Annotated in this window: 23 protein-coding genes and 1 other annotated feature; of the genes, 19 read left to right on the top strand and 4 right to left on the bottom strand. The window is 45.6% G+C overall.

The features are described from left to right. Window positions 1-9 precede the first annotated feature (9 nt). Together ganA and ganB are read left to right on the top strand one after the other, a co-directional pair. A complete protein-coding gene (gene ganA / locus FB592_RS01750; RefSeq protein ID WP_141949189.1) occupies window positions 10-2073 on the top strand; it encodes a beta-galactosidase GanA in 2064 nt (687 codons plus the stop codon). Between the two features lie 79 nt (window positions 2074-2152). Beyond that, a complete protein-coding gene (gene ganB, locus FB592_RS01745; protein ID WP_141949188.1) occupies window positions 2153-3442 on the top strand; it encodes an arabinogalactan endo-beta-1,4-galactanase in 1290 nt (429 codons plus the stop codon). Window positions 3443-3495: 53 nt separating this feature from the next. Here ganB and rsbP read toward each other — a convergent pair whose 3' ends face one another. Together rsbP and rsbQ are read right to left on the bottom strand one after the other, a co-directional pair. Beyond that, entirely contained in the window at window positions 3496-4707 is a 1212-nt protein-coding gene (gene rsbP / locus FB592_RS01740; protein WP_141949187.1) for a phosphoserine phosphatase RsbP, read from the bottom strand. 35 nt (window positions 4708-4742) lie between these two features. Continuing rightward, window positions 4743-5552 (bottom strand): sigma factor SigB/phosphatase RsbP regulator RsbQ, encoded by an 810-nt coding sequence (rsbQ, locus tag FB592_RS01735; protein WP_122894724.1) that lies wholly within the window; start codon window positions 5550-5552, stop codon window positions 4743-4745. A 285-nt stretch (window positions 5553-5837) separates the two neighbouring features. On the opposite strand from rsbQ, the gene FB592_RS01730 reads away from it, so the two are divergent. The 11 genes from FB592_RS01730 to FB592_RS01680 all read left to right on the top strand — a co-directional run bounded on the left by FB592_RS01730 (window position 5838) and on the right by FB592_RS01680 (window position 16252). After that, entirely contained in the window at window positions 5838-6743 is a 906-nt protein-coding gene (locus FB592_RS01730) for an ABC transporter ATP-binding protein (protein WP_141949186.1), read from the top strand. Beyond that, on the top strand, window positions 6744-7481 hold the full coding sequence (locus tag FB592_RS01725) for an ABC transporter permease (protein ID WP_021480631.1): 738 nt from the start codon (window positions 6744-6746) through the stop codon (window positions 7479-7481). 3 nt (window positions 7482-7484) lie between these two features. Beyond that, window positions 7485-8600, top strand: a complete 1116-nt coding sequence (yvfT, locus tag FB592_RS01720; protein WP_141949185.1) for a two-component system sensor histidine kinase YvfT — start codon at window positions 7485-7487, stop codon at window positions 8598-8600. Between the two features lie 16 nt (window positions 8601-8616). Continuing rightward, window positions 8617-9219 (top strand): two-component system response regulator YvfU, encoded by a 603-nt coding sequence (gene yvfU / locus FB592_RS01715; protein WP_141949184.1) that lies wholly within the window; start codon window positions 8617-8619, stop codon window positions 9217-9219. Window positions 9220-9341: 122 nt separating this feature from the next. Next, window positions 9342-9671, top strand: a complete 330-nt coding sequence (locus FB592_RS01710; protein ID WP_041333190.1) for a PadR family transcriptional regulator — start codon at window positions 9342-9344, stop codon at window positions 9669-9671. Beyond that, window positions 9668-10285, top strand: a complete 618-nt coding sequence (locus FB592_RS01705) for a DUF2812 domain-containing protein (RefSeq protein ID WP_141949183.1) — start codon at window positions 9668-9670, stop codon at window positions 10283-10285. Before FB592_RS01710 ends, FB592_RS01705 begins: the two co-directional genes overlap by 4 nt. Before the next feature lie 175 nt (window positions 10286-10460). Next, a complete protein-coding gene (gene lutA / locus FB592_RS01700) occupies window positions 10461-11177 on the top strand; it encodes a lactate utilization iron-sulfur protein LutA (protein ID WP_024573483.1) in 717 nt (238 codons plus the stop codon). Window positions 11178-11203: 26 nt separating this feature from the next. Then, a complete protein-coding gene (lutB, locus tag FB592_RS01695; protein ID WP_014480926.1) occupies window positions 11204-12643 on the top strand; it encodes a lactate utilization iron-sulfur protein LutB in 1440 nt (479 codons plus the stop codon). Next, window positions 12643-13365 carry a lactate utilization protein LutC gene (lutC, locus tag FB592_RS01690; RefSeq protein WP_024573285.1) on the top strand — a complete coding sequence of 241 codons (723 nt, stop codon included), beginning with the start codon at window positions 12643-12645 and terminating at the stop codon, window positions 13363-13365. Before lutB ends, lutC begins: the two co-directional genes overlap by 1 nt. A 107-nt stretch (window positions 13366-13472) precedes the next feature. Further along, window positions 13473-14507 carry a glycosyl hydrolase family 18 protein gene (locus FB592_RS01685; protein ID WP_141949182.1) on the top strand — a complete coding sequence of 345 codons (1035 nt, stop codon included), beginning with the start codon at window positions 13473-13475 and terminating at the stop codon, window positions 14505-14507. A 97-nt stretch (window positions 14508-14604) separates the two neighbouring features. Beyond that, window positions 14605-14840 (top strand) — a binding site (T-box leader). Window positions 14841-14908: 68 nt separating this feature from the next. Further along, complete coding sequence (locus tag FB592_RS01680; protein WP_003228313.1) at window positions 14909-16252, top strand: amino acid permease; 1344 nt, start codon at window positions 14909-14911, stop codon at window positions 16250-16252. A gap of 40 nt (window positions 16253-16292) precedes the next feature. Here the strand turns inward: FB592_RS01680 and FB592_RS01675 are convergent, their stop codons facing one another. Beyond that, complete coding sequence (locus FB592_RS01675) at window positions 16293-17210, bottom strand: DMT family transporter (RefSeq protein ID WP_141949181.1); 918 nt, start codon at window positions 17208-17210, stop codon at window positions 16293-16295. Between the two features lie 99 nt (window positions 17211-17309). On the opposite strand from FB592_RS01675, the gene FB592_RS01670 reads away from it, so the two are divergent. Together FB592_RS01670 and FB592_RS01660 are read left to right on the top strand one after the other, a co-directional pair. After that, window positions 17310-18188 (top strand): LysR family transcriptional regulator, encoded by an 879-nt coding sequence (locus tag FB592_RS01670; RefSeq protein ID WP_141949180.1) that lies wholly within the window; start codon window positions 17310-17312, stop codon window positions 18186-18188. Window positions 18189-18344: 156 nt separating this feature from the next. Beyond that, window positions 18345-19355, top strand: a complete 1011-nt coding sequence (locus FB592_RS01660; protein ID WP_141949179.1) for an LLM class flavin-dependent oxidoreductase — start codon at window positions 18345-18347, stop codon at window positions 19353-19355. 48 nt (window positions 19356-19403) lie between these two features. Here FB592_RS01660 and araR read toward each other — a convergent pair whose 3' ends face one another. Next, window positions 19404-20492: an arabinose utilization transcriptional regulator AraR gene (gene araR / locus FB592_RS01655; protein ID WP_003243070.1), complete on the bottom strand. Its 1089-nt coding sequence runs from the start codon at window positions 20490-20492 to the stop codon at window positions 19404-19406. A 203-nt stretch (window positions 20493-20695) separates the two neighbouring features. Between araR and araE the strand changes: the two genes are divergently transcribed. From araE to FB592_RS01635, 4 genes are all read left to right on the top strand, one after another. Continuing rightward, window positions 20696-22090, top strand: coding sequence for an arabinose-proton symporter AraE (araE, locus tag FB592_RS01650; protein ID WP_003243899.1), 1395 nt, complete (start codon window positions 20696-20698; stop codon window positions 22088-22090). A 297-nt stretch (window positions 22091-22387) separates the two neighbouring features. Beyond that, on the top strand, window positions 22388-23410 hold the full coding sequence (gene cggR, locus FB592_RS01645) for a gapA transcriptional regulator CggR (protein WP_009968188.1): 1023 nt from the start codon (window positions 22388-22390) through the stop codon (window positions 23408-23410). Between the two features lie 46 nt (window positions 23411-23456). Beyond that, window positions 23457-24464, top strand: a complete 1008-nt coding sequence (gene gap, locus FB592_RS01640) for a type I glyceraldehyde-3-phosphate dehydrogenase (protein WP_041054814.1) — start codon at window positions 23457-23459, stop codon at window positions 24462-24464. Between the two features lie 316 nt (window positions 24465-24780). Further along, complete coding sequence (locus FB592_RS01635) at window positions 24781-25965, top strand: phosphoglycerate kinase (protein WP_003243051.1); 1185 nt, start codon at window positions 24781-24783, stop codon at window positions 25963-25965. Window positions 25966-25980: the final 15 nt, after the last annotated feature.

The following is a 25980-nucleotide window of genomic DNA, read 5'->3' as shown; positions in this document are numbered from 1 at the left end:
GAGGAGAATGTGATGTCAAAGCTTGAAAAAACGCACGTAACCGAAGCGGAATTTATGCTTCATGGGGGAGACTACAACCCCGATCAGTGGCTGGATCGCCCCGATATTTTAGCTGACGATATCAAACTGATGAAGCTTTCTCATACGAATACGTTTTCTGTCGGCATTTTTGCATGGAGCGCACTTGAGCCGGAGGAGGGCGTATATCAATTTGAATGGCTGGATGATATTTTTGAGCGGATTCACAGTATAGGCGGCCGGGTCATATTAGCAACACCGAGCGGAGCCCGTCCGGCCTGGCTGTCGCAAACCTATCCGGAAGTTTTGCGCGTCAATGCCTCCCGCGTCAAACAGCTGCACGGCGGAAGGCACAACCACTGCCTCACATCTAAAGTCTACCGAGAAAAAACACGGCACATCAACCGCTTATTAGCAGAACGATACGGACATCACCCGGCGCTGTTAATGTGGCACATTTCAAACGAATACGGGGGAGATTGCCACTGTGATCTATGCCAGCATGCTTTCCGGGAGTGGCTGAAATCGAAATATGACAACAGCCTCAAGGCATTGAACCATGCGTGGTGGACTCCTTTTTGGAGCCATACGTTCAATGACTGGTCACAAATTGAAAGCCCTTCGCCGATCGGTGAAAATGGCTTGCATGGCCTGAATTTAGATTGGCGCCGGTTCGTCACCGATCAAACGATTTCGTTTTATAAAAATGAAATCATTCCGCTGAAAGAACTGACGCCTGATATCCCTATCACAACGAATTTTATGGCTGACACACCGGATTTGATCCCGTATCAGGGCCTCGACTACAGCAAATTTGCAAAGCATGTCGATGTCATCAGCTGGGACGCTTATCCTGTCTGGCACAATGACTGGGAAAGCACAGCTGATTTGGCGATGAAGGTCGGTTTTATCAACGATCTGTACCGAAGCTTGAAGCAGCAGCCTTTCTTATTAATGGAGTGTACGCCAAGCGCGGTCAATTGGCATAACGTCAACAAGGCAAAGCGCCCGGGCATGAATCTGCTGTCATCCATGCAAATGATTGCCCACGGCTCGGACAGCGTTCTCTATTTCCAATACCGCAAATCACGGGGGTCATCAGAAAAATTACACGGAGCGGTTGTGGATCATGACAATAGCCCGAAGAACCGCGTCTTTCAAGAAGTAGCCAAGGTAGGCGAGACATTGGAACGGCTGTCCGAAGTTGTCGGAACGAAGAGGCCGGCTCAAACCGCGATTTTATATGACTGGGAAAATCATTGGGCGCTCGAGGATGCTCAGGGGTTTGCGAAGGCGACAAAACGTTATCCGCAAACGCTTCAGCAGCATTACCGCACATTCTGGGAACACGATATCCCTGTCGACGTCATCACGAAAGAACAAGACTTTTCACCATATAAACTGCTGATCGTCCCGATGCTGTATTTAATCAGCGAGGACACCATTTCCCGTTTAAAAGCGTTTACGGCTGACGGCGGCACCTTAGTCATGACGTATATCAGCGGGGTTGTGAATGAGCATGACTTAACATACACAGGCGGATGGCATCCGGACCTTCAAGCTATATTTGGAGTTGAGCCTCTTGAAACGGACACCCTGTATCCGAAGGATCGAAACGCTGTCAGCTACCGCGGCAAAACATACGAAATGAAGGATTATGCAACCGTGATTGATGTAAAGACAGCTTCAGTGGAAGCGGTGTATCAAGAAGATTTTTATGCGCGCACGCCAGCGGTCACAAGCCATGAGTATCAGCAGGGCAAGGCGTATTTTATCGGTGCGCGTTTGGAGGATCAATTTCAGCGTGATTTCTATGAGGGTCTGATCACAGACCTGTCTCTTTCTCCAGTTTTTCCGGTTCGGCACGGAAAAGGCGTCTCCGTACAAGCGAGGCAGGATCAGGACAATGATTATATTTTTGTGATGAACTTTACGGAAGAAAAACAGCTGGTCACGTTTGACCAGAGTGTGAAGGACATAATGACAGGAGACATATTGTCAGGCGACCTGACGATGGAAAAGTATGAAGTGAGAATTGTCGTAAACACACATTAGGCTGATGCTCCGCTCGGTATGGGCGGATTCTTTTTTCTATAGAATGAAAACGCTCACTAAGTCTTGGGGGGATGAAATCATGAAAAGCAAAGTGAAAATGTTCTTTGCGGCTGCCATCGTGTGGAGTGCATGTAGTTCAACAGGATATGCCGCTGCCATTGAGAAGGAGAAGCACGTGTCAGACCTTCGGGCAGAGGATCTTTTTGTTAAAAAAGTAGAGGGAATGAACAAGGACTTTATCAAAGGGGCAGATGTATCCAGCGTTATTGCTTTGGAAAACAGCGGTGTCACCTTTTACAATACAAGCGGAAAACGCCAGGACATCTTTACAACCTTAAAACAGGCTGGGGTCAACTATGTTCGCGTCCGCATCTGGAATAACCCGTATGATTCAAATGGCAATGGGTATGGCGGGGGGAACAATGATGTTCAAAAAGCCATCGAAATCGGAAAAAGAGCGACAGCGAACGGAATGAGGGTGCTGGCCGACTTTCACTACTCTGATTTCTGGGCCGATCCAGCGAAACAAAAGGTGCCCAAAGCCTGGGCGAATCTTAGCTTTGAAGCAAAAAAAGCAAAGCTCTATGAGTATACGAAACAAAGCCTGCAAAAGATGATCAAGGAAGGCGTTGACATCGGCATGGTTCAGGTCGGAAATGAAACAACAGGAGGATTTGCCGGTGAGACTGATTGGACGAAGATGTGCCAATTATTTAATGAAGGAAGCCGAGCGGTCAGGGAGACAAATTCAAATATTTTGGTCGCCCTGCATTTTACCAATCCTGAAACGGCTGGAAGGTATTCATTTATTGCGGAAACACTCAGCAAAAACAAAGTGGATTATGATGTGTTTGCGAGCTCCTATTATCCTTTCTGGCATGGCACATTACAAAATTTGACCTCCGTGCTGAAGGCTGTTGCCAACACGTACGGCAAAAAAGTCATGGTGGCGGAGACATCGTACACCTATACCGCTGAGGATGGCGATGGGCATGGAAATACAGCACCAAAAAGCGGGCAGACGCTGCCATATCCAATTTCTGTTCAAGGCCAGGCAACTGCAGTAAGAGATGTAGTGGAGGCAGTGGCGAATACGGGCAAAGCAGGACTTGGTGTTTTCTACTGGGAGCCGGCGTGGATTCCAGTCGGGCCGAAGACACAGATAGAGAAAAACAAAGTGTTATGGGAAACATACGGGTCAGGGTGGGCCTCCAGCTATGCTGCTGAATACGACCCTGAAGACGCCGGGAAGTGGTATGGGGGAAGTGCTGTAGATAATCAAGCTTTATTTGATTTTCATGGACACCCGCTGCCTTCCTTGCAGGTGTTTCAATATGCGGAGTCAGGACATATTCCAAAGAAACGCTGAAACAAAAAAATCCATGAGATGTAACAAATCATTGTTATGTCTCATGGATCATTTTATTTTACATCAACTAATATAAAACATTCGTCATCACTCTTATGATGAGCTTCCTTTTGATGCTGGAGTGATGTTAGGATTTTCTCCTTCAGGTCAGTGATCGGCGAATCAGGATGTTCTTTTAGTAAATCAAATAAATAACATGAAGCCGCAGGATCCATCACGCCATCCGTATACAGAAGCAATCTTCCGCCCTCCGTGTATGAAAGGCTGCTTGACTGAAACGCTAAGTCTTCAAACATCCCGATCGGAGGCGAAGTCGCGTGAAGCAGATGTTGAGTTCCGCTATCGTCCTGCCAAAGTGCCGGCGGATGCCCTGCGTTGACATAATCAATTCTTTGCCGTGCTATGTCAATCTCGAGATAAATAGCAGTGCAATAATGTCTTGCTTCCTCATCATTTTGAAACAAGCTGTGAAGGTGCCGGTCCAATTCCTTCATAACTTTTACGGGGCTGAGACCTTGTGTGATCTGGCGCTGGAACAAAGGATGAAGAGACATCGTAATCAATGCAGATGAAATTCCGTGCCCCATCACATCAAGGATAATAATGCCGTAACGGTGTTCATCGATTTGATAATATCCGTAAAGATCACCTGACAATTCACTCGATGCATTGTAATAAGAGTCAATCTGAACCTGATCGTTTACAATCGGTTCAGTCAACGAGTTTTTCTGGATCTTTCTGGCGAGTTCAAGCTCTCTTTTGGTGTTTAATTTAAATTGTTGATTTTGTTTATTGATCTCAAGAAGTTCTTCTTGTTTTGCTTTCAGCGTTTCCAAGGCAATTTCTAACTCCGCATTGGCTTTCTGTTTGGCAAGCAAAGCTTCCTGAGCCTCATTTCTGGCTATCAGCAGCTCATTTTCATATTCATTTCGCTTTCGCATTGGAATCAGAACACAATCAAAGACAGAAGCCCCGCTATCGTGTCTCGCAGTAGCATTGATAAGGACGGGAATTTCTTCTCCATCTCTTGCTTTCAGGGAAATGTATATTTCTTCGATGTGATGCTCCAATTTCAAAAGCGGAAAAAAATAAAGCTGGCAGAAAAGCTGTGCGGGAATGGTCAACATCATATTCATGTGCTGGCCGATAACCTGCTCCGGTTCATAATCCAGAATCTTGATAAGGGTATGGTTGGCAGCTATGATCGACCCCTCTTCTGACAAAGCGAGGAAACCGCATGGTGCATCATTCAATTGTTTGTCCATCTAAGAGGGTCACCTCTATCCCTTTCGTGCCTATATCACACGTATGCTTTTAAATAATCGCCGATCAGCTGTATCGTCTCATCTGGATGGCTCATATGAGGGCAATGTCCGCGAGCCTCCATTTGTTTCAGACTGCTATAAGGCAGATGCTGGTGCATATACTTACCTACTGTTGCAGGTGCGATGATATCATCTGCACATTGGAGAATAAGAGAGGGAACCGTTACCTTCGAAAGATCCTCTCGGTGATCAGAAAAAAACGCCGCTTTCGCGAATTGGCGGGCAATGACAGGATCAGTAGAACAAAAACGGCTTTCAAGCTCTTCCTTAATTTCAGGCCGATCTGGCTGATTCAGCACGGTTGCCGCAAATACAGTTGCCCAGCCGATATAATTTTTCTCCATCATCTCCAGCAAGCCAAGGAGCTGCTCCTCTTCAAATCCTCCGTAATACTCAGGCGGATCATTCAAATAGCAAGGAGAAGGCCCCACCATCACCAGATGGGAAAAAAGCTCGGGGCGGCGGATGGATGCAAGCATCCCAATCAAGGCCCCGACGGAGTGCCCCACAAACACGGTTTCCTTTAGATCTAAAGCTTCACAAACCTCAAGAACATCCTGGGCATAGCCGTCAAGTGCCTGGTAACGATTCAGGTCATATGCGCGCAAATCTGAATGTCCCGAACCGACGTAATCAAATAAAATCACCCGATGATCTTCTTCAAAGGCAGGTGCCACGGCATTCCACACACTTTGATCGCATCCAAAACCAGGTGCGAACATGATAGATGCTTTGCCGCTGCCTTTCACCTTCACATGATTTCTAGACAAAATCGCTTCGTTCATGATTGGCTCCTTTCAGCCGGAAAGTAATATAAAGTTCAATATGTCTATCATAACACTCGGATGGTTTGAAGAGTGTATCTTTCTATGAATGTCACAGCAGTTTAAAAGAAAGAGGACATGGGAGATAGAAAAGATGGATGAATTGGAATATGCAGGAGGAGGATTGCCTAGACACCGGCGGTGAGAAAGAAAATGACATTTGTCACTCCATCATCATGACACCCCATACTAACATCGTCTTCTCCGTCATTTTACAATCAATGTAAACGATCAGGAGGTGCTCATGTGATGAAAGAAGCCGTAACAGTAAGCAACGTGACAAAACATTTCCAGCGAAAAACCGCTGTAAACCACATCAGCTTCAGTATTGAAAAAGGAGAAATTGCAGCCATTCTCGGGCCAAATGGGGCAGGGAAGACGACCGTCATCTCTATGATATTAGGATTGCTGAAACCGAGTGAGGGAGAAATCAAACTATTTAACCGGGTTCCCGATGATCAACTGGTTCGTGAAAAAATAGGTGTAATGCTTCAGGAAGTGAGTGTCATGCCGGGCCTGAAGGTGGATGAAATCCTTGAACTCTTTCGGAGTTATTATCCGAATCCATTGTCCATGAAAGAACTCGTTTCGTTAACAGCACTCACCAAAGAAGATTTGAAAACAAGAGCAGAAAAATTATCCGGCGGACAAAAACGCCGTTTGAGCTTTGCTTTGGCTCTTGCCGGGAACCCGGAGCTGCTTATACTTGATGAACCGACAGTCGGCATGGACACTTCATCAAGACACCGATTCTGGCAGACCATTCACGGACTGTCGGACCAAGGAAAAACAATTATTTTTTCAACTCATTATTTACAGGAAGCAGACGATGCCGCACAGCGAATCCTATTTTTTAATGAAGGACGGCTTGTTGCAGACGACTCACCAATGCAAATCCGCTCAAGAATTCAAAAACAGTCTGTTTCCTTTACGCTTCATTCAAGTGAATCATTGGAAAGGCTGTCTTGTCACCCGGAAGTCGAGAGAGTGATCCATGAGCATGAGAGAACCATCATCCAGACATCAAATACAGACAAAGTGTTGGCGCTGATCTTTCAAGAAAACATCCCAGCACGAGATATTCGAATTGAGCAAGCGACGCTCGATGAGGCATTTCGCCAGCTGGCTGACGGCAACAGGGAGGCGATGTGAGTGAACATGCTGCAAAAGCAAAGCATCGCTGAAATGAAAAGGGTGCTTAGGAACAAGTACTTTGTGCTTTGGTCTCTGATCATGCCGATTGCCTTTTATTATTTCTTTACAAATGTAGTGAATACCAACGTCCCTGATCAACGTGCATGGGAAGCCCATTACCTGATGTCGATGACAGTCTTCAGCGTGATGGGTTCCTCTATCATGACGCTTGGCATCCGAATGGTACAAGAACGGTCACAAGGCTGGACCGCCTTTATCCGCCTTACGCCTCTTCCGGATCATATCTATTTATCAGCTCAGATGATCGGCCAAAGTGTCATTCACGTTTTATCGATTACCGTCATATTTCTGTTCGGCGCAATCATCAATGATATTGCCTTGTCACCGTTTGAATGGATGATGAGCGGACTGTGGATTTTGTTTGGCGCATTGCCTTTTTTAGCATTAGGCACACTAATCGGCCTCATGAGAAAAGTAGAAACAGCGGCCGGAATCAGTAATGTGCTTTATATGCTGCTGGCTTTAGGCGGAGGGATGTGGATGCCGTTTGAGGTCATGCCTGACATGATGCAGAGCATTGGCCAGTGGCTTCCGTCTTATCATTTCGGGAGCGGAGCGTGGGAACTTGTCCGGGGTGGGAGTCCGACTTGGAAAAATATTCTGATATTAATCGCTTATATGATGCTCTTCATGCTACTATCTAAATATATAAGAAGAAAACAAGAAGCGGTGTAATACATGAAAAAGGCAATATCTATTTTCCCGAAGGAATTCGGGTTTTTCCCTTATATCTTTCTGGTGTATACGATTATGCCGTTCCTCTCTTTATTGAAAGAATCAGGGGTCAAACAGGGGATCGGATATGGCATGCTGCTCCTTTTTGTAGCGGCATATCGCCAGTTATTCTGCAGCGTGGGCAAAGGACCGTTTACATATTGGCTTATCGTGCAAATGGCGGTTATTTTGATATATAGTGTGTTTTACAATATCACCTATATATACTTAGGTTTTTTCCCGGCAAACTTTGTTGGTTATTACAAAGAGAAAACGAATTTTAACCGTGCGTTCTGCGCTTTAATCTTTATACTGCTTTTTCCATGCCTATACCAATTTATCGCGAATTCGGTCTCGCTTCGGGAGCTTTTTTCTGTTCTCCCGTTTCTCGTCATTATGCTCATTTCTCCATTCGGCATTCGTTCTATGTTTCGGAGGATTGAGCTTGAAAATAAGCTTGCACAAGCCAACGAACAGATAAAAGAACTCTCTAAAAGAGAGGAGCGTGTTCGAATCGCCCGTGATCTTCACGATACTCTTGGCCACACCCTGTCGCTGCTTACATTAAAAAGCCAGCTCATTCAGCGGCTGGCTGCATCTGATCCAGAACGGGCCAAGCTTGAGGCAAAAGAAATGGAAACCAGTTCACGCTCCGCACTCAAGCAAGTTCGAGAGCTGGTTTCTGATATGAGAACGGTCACGATAACAGAGGAGCTCGTAAACATTCAGCACATATTAAGAGCGGGGAACATTACCTTTCAATACGAAGGAGCCGACGACTTTTCAGTGATATCTCCCGTCACTCAAAATATTATCAGTATGTGTATGCGGGAAGCCGTGACTAACATTATCAAGCACAGCAAAGCAACCCACTGTGCCATCACCATTTCTCAGTTTGCTGACAAAATGAGGATCGTGATACGGGATGACGGAAAGGGAGCGGCGAAGGAGAAAATGTTTGGGAATGGCCTGCGGGGAATGGAAGAACGGCTCATGCTCATTGAAGGGGGATTAACGGTTTCAGATCATAACGGAACGGTTGTGGCACTGACGATTCCGCTTATTAAAAAAGCAGAATGATTGGAGGACGAAAAGAATGATTCGTCTGTTTATTGCTGAGGACCAGCGAATGCTTTTAGGCGCTTTGGGATCTTTGCTTGATTTAGAAGAGGATATGACAGTCATCGGACAAGCATTAAACGGGGAAGAGGCGCTACATGCTATTTTGAAGCTGGAGCCGGACGTATGCATCATGGACATTGAAATGCCGGTTCGAAGCGGGCTGGATGTGGCAGAGGAATTAATGAAAAAAGGCTGCGGCAGCAAGGTCATTATATTAACCACCTTTGCCCGCCCCGGATATTTTGAACGCGCCGTAAAGGCCGGTGCACATGGCTATCTGCTGAAAGACGGCGAAATTGACGATCTGGCCGATGCCATTCGAAAATGTGTAAAGGGAAAACGTGTCTTCAGCCCCGAGCTGACGTTTAATATGATGCGAGACGAAAATCCGCTAACCGTTAGAGAGCAAGAAATTCTGAGGCTTGCGGCTTTAGGCAAGACAACAAAAGACATTACGCTGGAGCTCTATTTATCTCAAGGCACAGTTCGAAACTATATCTCAGAAATCATCCAAAAGCTTAATGCGAAAAATCGGACAGAAGCCGCCAGCATTGCTGAGGAAAAGGGCTGGATTTAATGGAAACCTGGTTATTTATAGCCAGGTTTTTTTGTGTTTAGCTGGTCATTTATGGTTGTAATATTCAGTATAACTGTATATGATGGGATTATACAGTTATACTGAATATTGGAGGCTGTTATATGAATGAAAATAAGCATTTGCCGCTGACTGAGACTGTTTACTATGTTCTTTTATCTTTGTTACATCCTGCTCACGGCTACATCATTATGAAAAATATTGAAGATCTAAGCGGCGGAAGAGTTAAAATGGCGCCTGGAACTCTTTATGGCGCAATTGAAAACTTATTGAAGCATCAATTGATAGAGCCTTATCCAAGTGAAGATCGCCGCAGAAAAACATATATCATCACTGAACTCGGAAGAAATGTGTTGTGGAAGGATATGGAGAGAATGGAGCGGCTGGTTGACATAACGAGGCAGGAAGTAAATAAAAAGGGGGAGACCATATGAAGAAATACAGATATTTTATGGACATAGACAGTGAGGAACAATGGCTGAATAAGATGGCAGATAAGGGGTGCGAATTAAAAGGGAAAGTTTTTTTATCCTATTGTTTTTCAGATGAAACATCGACTGACAATTCTACCGTCAAAATAGACTATCGCACCTTTAAACATCCGGGAGATTTTACTGATTATCGAACTCTCTTTGAAGACAGCGGATGGAAGCATCTTTTCAGTTCACAAGGCCTGCATTATTTTAGAAAAGAGAAAGCCAGTGCATCAGACGATATTTTTTCGGATACAGAATCCAGAGCCGGAAGATATAAACGCCTATTGCAATCGTACTTTGCACTTTCTTTTATATTCTTATCCTTCATCATGATCCTCTTTACTACCAATGGTTTGACTGCTGATTTATTTATCCGTCCCCAGAGTTTGTATTATACGCCGGGCCTGTGGGATAAGACGGGAGCAGCTTTTATCAGAGCCTTTTTGTTTGAAACACCTTTTGCACTGATGAGAGGGGGAGCGGGATGGATTGTTCTCCTTAGCGCTCTTAGCTTCTTTTATTCATTTATAAAAACATTTAAAAAATACAGAAAGTGCCTGTATGGCCATTAAAAAGTGTGTAGTGCTATGAACGTCTGTCCAGTGGAACAGGCGTTTTTTATTTACCGAGATGTTTAGAAAACCCTTTCCTTCCATTGTCAGAATAGTGTACGATATTCATATAGTTATTTTAACTCAGGTCATCAGATGACCTGATCATATATTGGGGATGAGAGAGGGGTTCATCATGAAAGTCTCACTTTTTGTCACTTGTCTTGTTGATATGTTTCAAACAAATGTCGGAAAAGCAACGGTTGAGCTGCTGGAGCGGCTTGGGTGTGAGGTTGATTTTCCGGAAGGGCAGATTTGCTGCGGGCAGCCGGCTTACAACAGCGGCTATGTAAATGACGCCAAAAAAGCAATGAAACGGATGATCGAAACGTTTCAGGATTCCGAATATGTTGTCAGTCCTTCCGGTTCCTGCACAACGATGTTCCGGGAGTATCCGCATCTGTTTCAGGATGATCCGAAATGGGCCGATAAAGCGCAAAAGCTGGCGGATAAAACGTATGAACTGACAGATTTTATTGTGAACGTCCTTGGAGTAGAGGATGTCGGCGCGACCCTTCATACAAAAGCGACCTTACATACGTCGTGCCATATGACTAGGCTGCTGGGTGTTCGGGAGGAACCGATGAAGCTGTTGAGTCATGTGAAGGGCCTGCAGTTTACGGAGCTTCCGGGCAAACATAACTGCTGCGGATTTGGAGGAACGTTCTCAGTCAAGATGGCGCAGATTTCTGAGCAGATGGTCGATGAAAAAGTCGAATGTGTGGAGGAAACGGGAGCAGAGGTGCTGATCGGTGCTGACTGCGGCTGTTTGATGAATATCGGGGGACGGCTTGGCCGAAAAGATAAGAATGTCAAAGTGATGCACATCGCCGAAGTGCTCAACAGCAGATAAAACTGGATACAGAGGGGGAAAGGATCATGGCGATGAAAATCGGTACTGACGCTTTTAAAGAGCGGGTATCACAGGGGATTGATAATGAATTTATGAGAGGCGCTGTTTCAGGTGCACAGGAGCGTCTGCGGACGCGGCGCCTAGAGGCAGCAGAAGAACTGGGAAACTGGGAGGAGTGGCGCTCATTATCAGAGGAAATCAGGCAGCATGTCCTTGAAAACCTTGATTTCTATCTTGGACAGCTTGCCGAAAATGTGGCGAAAAGAGGCGGACATGTCTATTTCGCGGAAACAGCGGAAGAGGCGTCTTCCTATATTCGCGATGTCATTCAAAAGAAGAACGGGAAGAAAATTGTGAAATCTAAATCAATGGTCACAGAGGAAATCAATCTGAATGAGGTGCTGGAGAAGGAAGGCTGTGAAGTCGTAGAAACCGATCTCGGCGAGTACATTTTGCAGATTGATGATCACGATCCGCCGTCACATATCGTAGCGCCCGCCCTTCATAAAAATAAAGAGCAGATACGCGATGTGTTTAAAGAAAGACTGGACTATCAACATACAGAAAAACCGGAAGAGCTGGTGATGCATGCGCGCGCCATTCTCCGAAAAAAGTTTCTGGAAGCGGATATCGGCATTACCGGCTGTAACTTCGCCATCGCTGACACGGGTTCCGTCAGCCTTGTGACAAATGAAGGAAATGGACGGCTTGTGAGCACCTTGCCGAAAACACAAATTACCGTCATGGGAATGGAGCGGATTGTCCCGTCATTTTCTGAATTTGAAGTGCTAGTCAGCATGCTGACAAGAAGTGCTGTCGGACAGCGGCTGACAAGCTATATTACAGCTTTGACGGGTCCGAAGCTGGAAGGTGAAGTGGACGGTCCGGAAGAATTCCATCTTGTCATCGTTGACAATGGACGATCCAATATCCTTGGAACTGAATTCCAGTCTGTGCTGCAATGTATCCGCTGTGCCGCCTGTATCAATGTCTGTCCTGTATACCGCCATGTCGGCGGACATTCATACGGCTCAATCTACTCGGGGCCGATCGGAGCGGTTTTATCACCGTTGCTCGGCGGTTATGACGATTATAAGGAGCTGCCGTACGCATCTTCACTGTGCGCTGCTTGTTCAGAAGCCTGCCCGGTCAAAATCCCGCTTCATGAGCTGCTACTCAAGCATCGTCAGAATATCGTCGAAAAAGAAGGCAGGGCGCCGATCAGTGAAAAGCTTGCAATGAAAGCATTCGGACTTGGCGCATCCTCCTTATCGCTTTACAAAATGGGCTCAAAATGGGCGCCGGCCGCCATGACGCCTTTTACAGAGGACGAAAAAATTTCGAAAGGGCCCGGCCCGCTTAAAAATTGGACCCAGATCCGCGACTTCCCGGCACCGCATAAATCGAGATTCAGAGACTGGTTTGCGGACAGAGAAACAAGTGAACGCACGAAGGAGGAGCAGTGATGACGAAGGGAACCATTCAGAATCAAGAGAGCTTTTTAAACCGAATCGCATCCAGCTTGGGCCGTGAAAGAAGAACAGGAGGCGTGGCAGTCCCTGAATGGGCGCATCAGCCGCAATATAAAACACTTGAAGGTTATTCAGCGGATGACTTAGTCACAGTGCTCAAAAACCATTGTGTCAAAATCCATACAGAGCTGATTGAAACGGATTCAACCGGCCTTTACGATGCCCTGCGTGAGCAAGTCAGCCGCTTTTCCGGAGGCCCTGTCATCATTCCGAAGGACCCCCGCTTTGAAGAATACGGACTGAAAAGCCTGCTCACCAAGGACTGGCCGAGTGAAGGAACGCCGGTCTGGGAGTGGGATGCTGACAAAGGCGAGGAAAATATCAAAAAAGCTGAGCAAGCCAATGTAGGGATTACATTCAGCGAAATTACATTGGCTGAGTCGGGGACGGTTGTCCTCTTCTCCTCAAAAGACATCGGCCGATCTGTCAGCCTTTTGCCGACGACTTATATTGCGATCGTGCCGAAATCAAGCATTGTACCGAGAATGACACAAGCCAGTGATATCATCCGCCAAAACATTGCGGACGGTGTCACTGTTCCTTCATGTATCAACTACATTACCGGACCGAGCAACTCAGCAGACATTGAAATGGATTTAGTTGTGGGAGTGCACGGACCTGTAAAGGCAGCATATATTCTCGTCTCTGACCGCTGAACTCAGGAAGCCCGGCAGGCATATGCCGGGCTTTTTGCTTGAAAAAACTTCAACTTCCAATTTTTTGGCCGATGAGAAGAGTATGACTTGATACAGGAGGAAATGCGATGAAAAAATGGCTGATCATAGCGGTTTCACTGGCGATTGCGATTGTTCTGTTTATGTATACAAAAGGAGAAGCGAAGGCAGCCGGAATGACACTAGGCTACACGACTGGGGATACGGCTTCATACAATTCTCTTACAAAATATCATACATACATGAATGCCATCGCAACCGATACATTTGCGTTTGAAAAAAACGGACATGTGATTGGCGATGCCCCAACTAAGCAGCTGACATATGCGAAAAAGAAAAAAATCAAGACATGGGCTGTCATTTCAAACTATAATGATGCCATTTATGATTTTGACGGAGATTTAGCGAGTCGAGTCATGAGTAATAAAACAGCGAAAAAACGATTCACAGATCAGTTAATAACACTGGCCAAAAAGCACTCATATTACGGAATTAATATCGATTTTGAAGCAGTAAATCCAGAAGACCGCGCTGTGTACTCGAACTTCATTCAATATGTCTCACAGGCTTTGAACAAGAAACATATTAAAACAATGGTATCCGTTCCGGCCAAAAGCGCCGATGATAAAAATGATGACTGGAGCTGGCCGTATGATTATGCGAAAATCGGCAAATCTGCCGACTTCGTACAAGTCATGACCTACGACGAACATGGCATTTGGGGTGAGCCAGGGTCAGTGGCAAGCACAAACTGGATCAAAAGCTCTCTGCAGTTTTCAGTCAAAAAGATCAAAGCCAATAAAGTCATCATGGGAATCCCTGCGTACGGCTATGACTGGGATGTAAAAGACGGAAGTACCAGCACAATAAGGGAATGGAATGAGCTCAAATCCCTCATCAAAAAACAAAAAGCAAAGCCGGCATTCAACAAAAAATCAGGTTCGATGACGTTTTCTTATGTTGACAAAAAGAAGCATAAACATGTCGTGTGGTATGAAAACGAAAAAACCATTCAAACGAAAAGCCATCTGGTAAAGCAATATAAAATAGCAGGTGTTTCAGTTTACGCATTAGGAAACGAGTCAGAATCCTTTTGGAAAGCCATTCGAAAAGGGACAAAATAACAGTTTCTTTTTTCTCTGAAGTTATTGACAGTTAAAAGAGAAGCACGTATATTATGTTAATATATTCAGATCATAAAATTTGAGTTTTTCAGAAAACTAAAACACATAGATTGGGAGCAGTAAAAGAAAGTGATCAGAACAGAGAGCTGCGGGGTGGTGCGACGCAGCCTGATTCTTCTTTGAACTCGCCCGGGAGTGGTAAGACGGAACGGAATAGATTGAATATTCCCTATGTTTTAACGGCTAACCTTCGTTACAGGTCAAAAGCAGGATTCTTCATGAAGAATCAACAAGAGTGGTACCGCGGTCAGCCGAAGGCTCGTCGTCTCTTTATCTATTAGATTAGGTAGGAGACGGCGGGCTTTTTTGTTTTTGAAAACGAGAAGGAGAGGTAGAAGAGGATGAAAAACGACAATCAAACGTTAAAACGCACGATGACGTCCCGCCATATTATGATGATGGCGCTGGGCGGAGCAATCGGCGCAGGTTTATTTAAGGGGAGCAGCTCAGCGATCGATGTGGCAGGGCCATCTGTCATTATCGCATACCTGCTCGGCGGGATTATTTTGCTGTTTATTATGCAGGGGCTGGCGGAAATGGCTGTTCGAAACCGTAACGCCAGAACCTTCCGTGATCTTGTCCAGCAGGTATTGGGAAATTACGCCGCTTACTTTTTGGACTGGATCTACTGGAAAATGTGGGTGCTTAACATTGCGGCTGAAGCTGTTGTAGCTGCGATTTTCATTCAATATTGGCTGCCAGGCTGCCCGATCTGGGTGTTGGCATTAGGAATTTCTCTTATCGTCACGATTGTAAACTTGCTTTCTGTTAAAATCTTCGCCGAAACTGAATATTGGCTGGCAATGATCAAGATTACCGTTATTATTATCTTTATTATTCTGGGATTGCTGCTCTTATTTGTATCATTCGGTGATCATACAGCATCCGGATTTTCCAACCTGACAGACCACGGCGGATTTTTCCCGCACGGCGGCACAGGGCTGATCACGGCGATGCTTGTCGTCATCTACTCTTACGGCGGTACAGAAATTATCGGTGTAACGCTTGCAGAGACAAAAAATCCGGAAAAGGTTGTCCCGAAAGCTGTCCGCAGCACACTGACACGGATTGTCGCGTTTTACCTGCTGCCGTTTTTCATCATCGTCAGCCTGATTCCATGGAATCAAGTCAATTCCGTTCCGGAAAGCCCTTTCGTGATGGTCTTTAAAATGGTAGGCATTCCGGGCGCGGATCATATCATGAATGCAGTCATCCTGCTGGCGATCATTTCTTCTATGAATTCAGGTTTATACGGATCATCACGCATTTTGTATACACAGGCAAGTGACGGAAGGCTTCCAAAGGTCTTCTCTAAGCTTTCATCGAAAAACGTACCGATGTTTGCGATTCTGATGTGCACTTCTTCTCTCTATATTGGCGTATTGATTTCTCTGTTCGCAGGAAGCCAAACATTTAATTATTTAATGGGATCATTGGGATATACCGTTTTATTCATTTGGCTGATCATCGGATTCGCCCATTTGAAATCGAGAAAACAGCAAACGGAAACACCGGCCTATTATGTAAAATGGTTCCCGTACACGACATGGTTTGCGATTGTGGCATTACTCGCCATTCTGATCGGGGTCATCATGACAACATCAATTGTCATTACTGGCATTACTGCGGCGATCTACCTTTTGATTACAGTTGCATATTTGGTCAAAGGACGCAAGCATCAGTAAATAAGAAACCCTCTTGCCGCATCGGGCAAGAGGGTTTTTATTATTGTGCAGCTTTCTCGTTTATACCAATCGCCGCAGCTTTCTGCGCTTTTGATTTTGTATTCACGAGACAGATGCTCGTGACAATCAGCAGCAGCCCTGCCAAGAGGCTAAGGGTGAGCGGTTCATGCAGGAAAATGGAGCTGGCCACGATTGATATGAGCGGAATCAAAAAAGTATAAGATGCGACCTTGCTTGCTTCTCCTGAACCGACAAGCGTAAAAAAGACAAGCCAGCCGAGTGCGATAACGAATACGGAGATGAACAGCAGGCTCGTAATAAACGGAGCTGTCCATTGGATCGCCGAAAAGCTTTCTGTCCAAAAGCCGGATATAAGCAGAAACACGCTTCCGATCGTCAGCTGCAGAGCGACCATCCAGATGGAATCGACGCGGCTGCCTGTTTTTTTCATATATACCGTCCCGAGCGCCCAGCTGATTGCGGAGCCGAGAGCCAGCAGAACTCCAATGACAGAAATATGCCCGCCAAAGCCCGCAGCACTAATGACGGCTACTCCCGCAAAACCGAGGATGAGCCCGATCACTTTCATTACAAACATGGATTCGCCGAGCCACAGCCAAGAAAATACACCCATCAGAACAGGCTGGAAGAAGACGATTGCAGAAAACAGGCCGGCCGGAAGATAATTCAGCCCGATTGTTTGCAGGCCGTAGAATAACGCAATATTTAAAAGAGCAGAAACAAGATAAATCGGCCACGTTTCTTTTAAGCGTAATTTATGAATACGCGGCAGTGCGACAATGACTAATAAAAGCCCGCCGATCAGCGTTCGGATGCCCGCGAACAATAATGGCGGAGAATAGGCGAGCGCGGCTTTGGACAGCGGCCAATTGACGCCCCACATGATGACGAGAAATGCGAGCAGGAGAGCTGTCCGCGTTTTTGAGAGCTGCTTCATTGTTCATTCACTCCTTGTAGAACTTTTCCATCATATGATACGGTAGAACATAAGATAAATAAAATGAATCTTTTTTATAAGGAGCATAAGTGAATTGTTATGACTATTACACAATTAAAGGTTTTTGTGAAAATAGCTGAAACGGGAAGCTTTACAAAAGCGGGTCAGGCGCTGAACATGACACAGCCGGCTGTCAGCCATGCGATTTCTGCCATCGAAGCTGAGCTTGATGTAAAGCTGATCATTCGTGACCGCCGCAATGGCCTGATGCTGACAGATACGGGAAAACAGATCTTAGTACACATCAGAGAAGTCTTAAAAGGCATTGAAAAAGTTGAGCAGGTAGCAGCAGCCGAAAAAGGGCTTGAACTGGGAACGATCCATATCGGCACATTCTCAACAGCTTCGGCTTATTTTATGCCGAAGCTGATCAGTGCATTTAAACAAAAATATCCGAAACTGGAGCTCGTGCTGCACGAGGGAACTGTAAATGAAGTCAAGGAGTGGCTTCATACGCGGATGATAGATGTCGGCATTCTTCTGTATCCAACAGAGGAGATGGAGTACATTCATTTGAAAAAAGACAAAATGGCTGTCGTGCTCAGGGACGATCACCCGCTTGCCAGTCATTCGGCCATTACGCTGAAAGATCTTGACCATGAACCGATGATCGTCTGTGACGGAGGCTATGAATCACCATTTGTCGATATGTTCAGGCAGGCGGGCGCTACGCTGCACCCAGCTTTCACAGTCTATAACATCAACACCTCGATCAGTATGATCAGAGAAGGACTGGGCTTGGCCATTTTATCAGAAATGTCCATGTCGGGGATGCCGCTGCCGGAGCATGTGGTGACCCGGGAATTGGACCCGCAGGTATACCGTGATGTGCAGCTTGCTGTTCCGTCGCTAAAGGAGGCTTCTCTGGCGGCTAAGCTCTTTATTGAGATGGCGCAGGAGCTGTTTGGAGCAGAATAATGTTCCAAACCGTTCGTTTTATATTGTTCGAATTTCATCGAATCAAATTCTTTTATTCCTGAATGCAGTTGTGTTATGGTGTGATAGAAGTTCTTTCAATCATGACCTGACAGCTTTGGGCTGTTTACTGATAACACATTTGCAAAGGAGAACAATATGTCTAACAACCAACGCAAAGATACCTTGCTTTCTGTCTTGAATTTATCTCCGGTTGTTCAGGGAGGAACGATTGCAGAATCATTCCGAAACAGCATGGACTTGGCGCGCCGGGCAGAGGAATGGGGCTATCACCGTTACTGGCTTGCTGAGCATCATAATATAGAAGGTGTGGCAAGCTCTGCCACTGCAGTTTTGATTGGCCATATTGCCGGAGGCACGAAGAAAATCCGCGTCGGTTCCGGCGGCATTATGCTCCCGAACCACTCTTCATTAGTCATTGCTGAACAATTCGGCACACTGGAAACACTGTATCCCGGGCGGATTGATCTGGGGCTTGGACGTGCGCCGGGAACAGACCAATTGACAGCCAGAGCGCTCCGCAGAAACATCAACAGCGGTGAGGATTTTCCAGAACAATTAGAGGAACTGCGCAATTATTTTAAACCGTCAGGAAATGTGCGCAATCAAGTTCGCGCCATTCCCGGAGAGGGCATAGATGTGCCGATTTGGCTGCTGGGCTCAAGCGGCTTCAGCGCCCGTCTGGCAGGTGAACTAGGTCTTCCGTTTGCCTTTGCCGCTCATTTCTCACCGGCGAATACGGTTCCTGCTTTGGAGCTGTACCGCAATTCCTTCACGCCGTCAGACGTGCTCGACGAACCGTATGCGATGGTCGGTGTCACCATTATCGCGGCAGATACAAACGAGAAAGCGCAGCACCTTGCGACTTCGCATTATCAAAGGTTTCTTGATCTTGTCCGCGGTACGCCGAACCAGCTTAAACCGCCAGTTGAGGATATGGATCAAATCTGGAGCCCGTATGAAAAAGCGATGGTCAATGAGCAGCTGAGCTCCGCGATTGTCGGAGGTCCGGAAGAAGTGAAGGCGAAGCTTGAAGATTTCGTCAAAACGACACAGGCTGACGAAATTATGGTTAACTCAGAAACCTTTGAACACGCAGACAGAATGCGTTCGTTTGAAATCATCGCTGACGTTTGGAAAAACAGATAACAGCTATAAAAAAAGCAATGTAGCGGGGAGACCCATACATTGCTTTTTTTATTCATTCAGTTTTCGTGCGGACTGGCGAATGATCAACTCAGGCTCAAATATGACATCCTCTTGCTTCGGCTTTTTATGCTCTAAGCAGTCAATGACATATTTGGCGGCTGCTTTTCCAAGCACTGATTTCGGATGTTTAACAGAGGTTAGTTTCACTTCTGAGATTTGGGCGAAATGTGAATCATCGTACCCGACGATAGACATATCCTCCGGCACTTTAAGATCCATCTCCCTCAGCATATCAATCACCTTCAGCGCAATTTCATCGTTATAACAAAGAATGGCTGTAGGCATGTGCTTGCTGTTTTTCTCCAGTGTGGCTTTTACTTTCTCCAGAAGTTTTGATTCTTTTTCTTCCGTTGTAAATGTCACGATCATATCCGGAGAAGGAAACAACTCACGCTCCCGGTGCGCCTGTATAAATCCGTTCATCCGTTTCACGCCTTGTGTGTCATCAGCTTTAAAAATACCCATCATATGCGTGTGGCCGAGAGAAAGCAAATGCTCCGCCGCCATCATCCCGCCTTTCACATCATCCAAGGTAAAACTCGGCGCGGCAAGCTCGGCATATGACGCGTTAATCATCGCAAAAGGAATGCCGTTTTTTTCCAAGTTCAGATAATAGCCGATGTTTGGGGTTTGAAGGGCGCTTTTTGTCGGTTCTACGATGAGTCCGTCAATATGCTGGGACAGCAGGTTTTCTAAGCCTCTTCTTTCGTTGTCCGGGTTGTTGTTTGTGCTTGTCAAAAGCATAGAATACCCCTGCTCGCTTAAATAGGACTCGATTCCTCTGATGATGCTCGGGAAAATATAGTCTGATATGTAGGTTGTCAAAACACCGATCGTTTTATTGGAATGCAGCGCTGACTTAGCAGAGCGTGAAGCGACAAAGGTGCCTCCGCCTTGCACGCTGTACAGCAGACCTTGTGATACGAGGTCTCCGATCGCTTTGCGGATGGTATGCCGGCTGACGCCGAATTGCTGCATTAATTCGTTTTCGGTTGGGATTTTTTGATCGGGCAGTATTTTGCCTTGATTAATCCATGAACTGATTTCTTCTTTTACTTGCGCGTATTTTGGTAACATATCCATTCCTCCAAAATGTATACGGACAAATTTCAGTATATCACAGCGTTCTTTGTAAGAAAACATTGACAGAAAATGCAAACAAGATTATTCTATATTTGTACGTACTAATTAAATGTAATTTTCGTTAAATTTTAATATAAGTACGTACAATTGAAAAGTATAATGTAAACGCTTTACTCAACATTCGGGAGGGCAGGGAAATGAAGAATACTCCAACTCAATTAGAACCAAATGTTCCTGTAACAAGAAGCCATTCAATGGGATTTGTCATTTTGATCTCATGTGCGGCGGGGCTTGGCGGCTTATTGTATGGCTATGACACGGCAGTGATTTCTGGCGCCATCGGTTTTCTGAAAGATTTATACAGCCTGAGTCCGTTTATGGAGGGACTTGTCATTTCAAGCATTATGATTGGAGGAGTTGTTGGCGTCGGGATATCCGGATTTTTAAGTGACAGATTCGGCCGGAGAAAAATTTTAATGACAGCCGCTTTGTTATTTGCGATATCAGCAATCGTTTCAGCGCTTTCTCAAGATGTGTCCACCTTAATCATTGCAAGGATTATCGGGGGGCTGGGAATCGGGATGGGCTCATCGCTCTCTGTTACGTATATTACAGAAGCGGCACCGCCCGCCATACGCGGAAGTTTATCTTCCTTATATCAGCTTTTTACGATACTGGGTATTTCCGCAACATACTTTATTAATCTAGCTGTGCAGCGGTCCGGAACATACGAATGGGGCGTGCACACCGGCTGGAGATGGATGCTTGCTTATGGAATGGTGCCGTCCGTCATCTTTTTCCTTGTCCTGCTCGTCGTCCCGGAAAGTCCGAGATGGCTGGCGAAAGCGGGCAAAACAAATGAAGCTTTAAAGATCCTGACACGTATTAATGGAGAAACTGTTGCAAAAGAAGAATTAAAGAACATTGAGAACTCTTTAAAAATAGAACAAATGGGGTCGCTCTCCCAGCTGTTTAAGCCGGGTCTCAGAAAGGCGCTTGTCATTGGAATCCTGCTGGCGCTGTTTAACCAAGTCATCGGCATGAACGCGATTACTTACTACGGGCCGGAAATCTTTAAAATGATGGGATTCGGGCAAAACGCCGGATTTGTGACGACTTGTATCGTCGGGGTTGTAGAAGTCATCTTTACCGTTATTGCGGTGTTGCTGATTGATAAAGTCGGACGAAAAAAACTGATGTCCATCGGTTCTGCTTTTATGGCTATTTTTATGATTTTAATCGGGACGTCGTTTTATTTTGAGTTAACAAGCGGGATCATGATGATCGTCCTTATATTAGGTTTTGTCGCTGCTTTCTGTGTCTCGGTCGGACCGATCACATGGATTATGATTTCTGAAATCTTCCCGAACCATCTGCGTGCGCGGGCCGCAGGCATTGCGACCATCTTTTTATGGGGAGCAAACTGGGCGATCGGACAGTTTGTGCCAATGATGATCGATTCTTTCGGGCTCGCCTATACATTTTGGATCTTTGCGGTGATTAACATCCTTTGTTTCCTGTTTGTCGTTACGATCTGTCCGGAAACGAAGAACAAATCGCTCGAGGAAATTGAAAAGCTTTGGATAAAATGAAAACGCTTTAATGAAACGGCCCTTTCTGCGGGAAGGGCTGTTTATATTGGGATGCACCATTTGGCGCTTTTTGTATAAGATAAAGATATATAGGATAAAATATTGCTGGATAAAACGACGCGGCATGAAAACTCTGCGAATATTGTCGATGAATTGGCTCTTAACAGTTGAATAAACAATTCCACCCTGTTAAAATAATTAAAGAAAGCAGAAATGATTTTTTTTGGCTATGACGGGACGTTTTTTGTCATAGCGGGACATATAATGTCCAGCAAAAAAGGAAGGAACGTTTGAGTCATGAACCAGTTAATACAAGCTCAAAAAAAATTATTGCCTGATCTTCTGCTCGTTATGCAAAAGAGGTTTGAAATCTTGCAGTATATCAGGCTGACAGAACCCATCGGGCGAAGAAGCCTGTCTGCCAGTCTCGGAATCAGCGAGCGTGTGCTGAGGGGCGAGGTTCAGTTTTTAAAGGAACAGAACCTGGTCGATATTAAGACAAACGGCATGACATTGACAGAAGAGGGCTATGAACTGCTTTCTGTTTTGGAAGATACGATGAAAGATGTTTTAGGTTTGACTCTTTTGGAAAAGACATTAAAAGAACGTTTAAATCTGAAGGATGCCATTATCGTATCAGGTGACAGCGATCAATCCCCATGGGTCAAAAAAGAAATGGGAAGAGCGGCTGTCGCATGTATGAAAAAAAGATTTTCAGGCAAAAATATCGTCGCTGTAACTGGCGGTACGACAATTGAAGCTGTCGCCGAAATGATGACGCCGGATTCTAAAAACCGCGAGCTTTTGTTTGTGCCTGCAAGAGGCGGTTTAGGCGAAGACGTGAAAAACCAGGCGAACACCATATGCGCGCATATGGCGGAGAAGGCTTCAGGCACTTACCGGCTTTTGTTTGTTCCGGGACAGCTGTCACAGGGCGCCTATTCATCTATTATTGAAGAGCCTTCTGTCAAAGAGGTGCTGAACACCATTAAATCAGCGAGTATGCTGGTTCACGGAATCGGCGAAGCTAAAACTATGGCTCAGCGCAGAAACACGCCTTTAGAAGACTTAAAGAAAATAGATGATAACGACGCGGTGACAGAAGCGTTCGGCTACTATTTTAACGCGGACGGCGAAGTGGTCCACAAAGTGCATTCTGTCGGAATGCAGCTGGATGACATAGACGCCATCCCCGATATTATTGCGGTAGCGGGCGGATCATCAAAAGCCGAAGCGATCGAGGCTTACTTTAAAAAGCCACGCAACACGGTTCTCGTCACAGACGAAGGAGCCGCAAAGAAGTTATTAAGGGATGAATAATCCCTCAATATAAATATCTCTCACTTATTTAAAGGAGGAAACAATCATGGCAGTAAAAGTCGGTATTAACGGTTTTGGTCGTATTGGACGTAACGTATTCCGCGCAGCATTAAACAATCCTGAAGTTGAGGTAGTAGCGGTTAACGATTTAACAGATGCTAACATGCTAGCTCACCTTTTACAATATGATTCTGTACACGGAAAATTAGACGCTGAAGTTTCAGTTGACGGTAACAACCTTGTTGTTAACGGCAAAACAATTGAAGTTTCTGCAGAACGCGATCCTGCTAAACTTAGCTGGGGCAAACAAGGCGTTGAAATCGTAGTTGAATCTACTGGTTTCTTCACAAAACGCGCAGACGCTGCGAAACACTTAGAAGCTGGCGCGAAAAAAGTAATCATCTCTGCTCCTGCTAACGAAGAAGATATCACAATCGTTATGGGTGTTAACGAAGATAAATACGATGCGGCTAACCACGATGTTATCTCTAACGCATCTTGCACAACAAACTGCCTTGCGCCGTTTGCAAAAGTACTTAACGATAAATTCGGCATCAAACGCGGTATGATGACAACTGTTCACTCTTACACAAACGATCAGCAAATCCTTGATCTTCCGCACAAAGACTACCGTCGTGCGCGTGCAGCAGCTGAAAACATCATCCCTACATCAACTGGTGCTGCTAAAGCAGTTTCTCTAGTTCTTCCTGAACTAAAAGGCAAACTGAACGGTGGAGCAATGCGTGTTCCAACTCCAAACGTTTCTCTAGTTGACTTGGTTGCTGAACTGAACCAAGAAGTAACAGTTGAAGAAGTAAACGCAGCTCTTAAAGAAGCGGCTGAAGGCGACCTTAAAGGAATCCTTGGCTACAGCGAAGAGCCATTAGTTTCTGGCGACTACAACGGAAACAAAAACTCTTCTACAATCGATGCTCTTTCTACAATGGTTATGGAAGGCAGCATGGTAAAAGTAATCTCTTGGTACGATAACGAAAGCGGCTACTCTAACCGCGTTGTTGACCTTGCAGCTTACATCGCAAAAAAAGGTCTTTAATTTATAGCTGAAAAAGGACCTGACTTGGTTCTTTTGAATAGAAGCGCTATAATGAAAGCGGACAAGGGAAGGGGACGGACTCCCTTTCCCTTTTTCCATGAAGACCGGCTTTCAGAAAACGCTCTGTGATAGAGAAACGACCGCGTTTTAAGCAGCTTTGCCGGCGCTTTCGCCTAAGGCCGCTGCCCTGGCTTTTAGACGAACTGCCCTGTGCCGAAAAAGACTGCGATCTGCCCTAGCGGAGTTATCGCTTGAACAGACGGTTTCACGTTTTTCGTGCTGTATGCAAACCATTTTGAAGGAGGATCTCCTAGGCATGAATAAAAAAACTCTCAAAGACATCGACGTAAAAGGCAAAGTTGTATTCTGCCGCGTTGACTTTAACGTTCCAATGAAAGACGGGGAAGTAACAGACGATACACGTATCCGTGCTGCGCTTCCAACAATCAAACACCTTGCAGACCAAGGCGCAAAAGTCCTTCTTGCGAGCCACTTAGGCCGCCCGAAAGGCGAAGTGGTTGAGGAGCTTCGTTTAACTCCTGTCGCTGCACGTCTCGGCGAACTGCTTGGCAAAGAAGTGAAAAAAGCGGATGAAGCATACGGCGATGCTGTAAAAGCACAAATTTCCGAGATGAAGGACGGAGACGTTCTTGTATTGGAAAACGTACGTTTCTATCCTGGTGAAGAGAAAAATGATCCTGAGCTTGCAAAAGCATTTGCTGAGCTTGCAGATGTATATGTAAATGACGCATTCGGTGCTGCCCACCGTGCTCACGCATCTACAGCTGGAATTGCCGAGCATCTGCCAGCAGTTGCAGGTTTCTTAATGGAAAAAGAGCTTGATGTACTTGGAAAAGCGGTTTCCAATCCTGACCGCCCATTCACAGCGATCATCGGAGGAGCGAAAGTAAAAGACAAAATCGGTGTAATCGAAAGTCTTCTTGATAAAGTAGACAACCTGATCATCGGCGGAGGTCTTGCTTATACTTTCGTAAAAGCGCTTGGCTATGAAGTCGGTAAATCTCTTCTTGAAGAGGATAAAATCGAGCTTGCGAAATCATTTATGGACCGCGCTAAAGAAAAAGGCGTTAACTTCTACATGCCTGAAGATGTACTCGTTGCAGATGATTTCTCTAACGATGCAAACGTAAAAATTGTGCCGATCTCTGAAATCCCTAGTGATTTAGAAGCAATCGACATTGGTACGAAAACACGCGAAACGTATGCTGACGTCATCAAAAACAGCAAACTTGTCGTGTGGAACGGACCAATGGGCGTATTCGAAATCGACTTGTTCGCTCAAGGAACAAAAGCGGTTGCGGAAGCATTGGCAGAGGCGAAAGATACATACTCTGTCATCGGCGGAGGAGACTCTGCGGCAGCGGTTGAAAAATTCGGCCTTGCTGACAAAATGAGCCACATCTCAACAGGCGGCGGCGCATCCCTTGAGTTTATGGAAGGCAAAGAGCTTCCAGGGGTAGCTGCACTGAACGATAAATAATCTCAAAACTGCTAT

Source organism: Bacillus sp. SJZ110 (genome assembly GCF_006715455.1).
Lineage (GTDB): Bacteria > Bacillota > Bacilli > Bacillales > Bacillaceae > Bacillus > Bacillus subtilis.
Note: the sequence above shows the minus strand (reverse complement) of the source record. Positions and strands in the feature narration are given on the sequence as shown.

Bases quoted from the DNA above. Each gene is read 5' to 3' on its own strand.
- ganB (WP_141949188.1), top strand. From the start codon at position 2,153: ATGAAAAGCAAAGTGAAAATGTTCTTTGCGGCTGCCATCGTGTGGAGT.
- rsbP (WP_141949187.1), bottom strand. From the start codon at position 4,707: ATGGACAAACAATTGAATGATGCACCATGCGGTTTCCTCGCTTTGTCA.
- rsbQ (WP_122894724.1), bottom strand. From the start codon at position 5,552: ATGAACGAAGCGATTTTGTCTAGAAATCATGTGAAGGTGAAAGGCAGC.
- yvfT (WP_141949185.1), top strand. From the start codon at position 7,485: ATGAAAAAGGCAATATCTATTTTCCCGAAGGAATTCGGGTTTTTCCCT.
- yvfU (WP_141949184.1), top strand. From the start codon at position 8,617: ATGATTCGTCTGTTTATTGCTGAGGACCAGCGAATGCTTTTAGGCGCT.
- FB592_RS01710 (WP_041333190.1), top strand. From the start codon at position 9,342: ATGAATGAAAATAAGCATTTGCCGCTGACTGAGACTGTTTACTATGTT.
- FB592_RS01705 (WP_141949183.1), top strand. From the start codon at position 9,668: ATGAAGAAATACAGATATTTTATGGACATAGACAGTGAGGAACAATGG.
- lutA (WP_024573483.1), top strand. From the start codon at position 10,461: ATGAAAGTCTCACTTTTTGTCACTTGTCTTGTTGATATGTTTCAAACA.
- lutB (WP_014480926.1), top strand. From the start codon at position 11,204: ATGGCGATGAAAATCGGTACTGACGCTTTTAAAGAGCGGGTATCACAG.
- lutC (WP_024573285.1), top strand. From the start codon at position 12,643: ATGACGAAGGGAACCATTCAGAATCAAGAGAGCTTTTTAAACCGAATC.
- FB592_RS01685 (WP_141949182.1), top strand. From the start codon at position 13,473: ATGAAAAAATGGCTGATCATAGCGGTTTCACTGGCGATTGCGATTGTT.
- FB592_RS01680 (WP_003228313.1), top strand. From the start codon at position 14,909: ATGAAAAACGACAATCAAACGTTAAAACGCACGATGACGTCCCGCCAT.
- FB592_RS01675 (WP_141949181.1), bottom strand. From the start codon at position 17,210: ATGAAGCAGCTCTCAAAAACGCGGACAGCTCTCCTGCTCGCATTTCTC.
- FB592_RS01670 (WP_141949180.1), top strand. From the start codon at position 17,310: ATGACTATTACACAATTAAAGGTTTTTGTGAAAATAGCTGAAACGGGA.
- FB592_RS01660 (WP_141949179.1), top strand. From the start codon at position 18,345: ATGTCTAACAACCAACGCAAAGATACCTTGCTTTCTGTCTTGAATTTA.
- araR (WP_003243070.1), bottom strand. From the start codon at position 20,492: ATGTTACCAAAATACGCGCAAGTAAAAGAAGAAATCAGTTCATGGATT.
- araE (WP_003243899.1), top strand. From the start codon at position 20,696: ATGAAGAATACTCCAACTCAATTAGAACCAAATGTTCCTGTAACAAGA.
- cggR (WP_009968188.1), top strand. From the start codon at position 22,388: ATGAACCAGTTAATACAAGCTCAAAAAAAATTATTGCCTGATCTTCTG.
- gap (WP_041054814.1), top strand. From the start codon at position 23,457: ATGGCAGTAAAAGTCGGTATTAACGGTTTTGGTCGTATTGGACGTAAC.
- FB592_RS01635 (WP_003243051.1), top strand. From the start codon at position 24,781: ATGAATAAAAAAACTCTCAAAGACATCGACGTAAAAGGCAAAGTTGTA.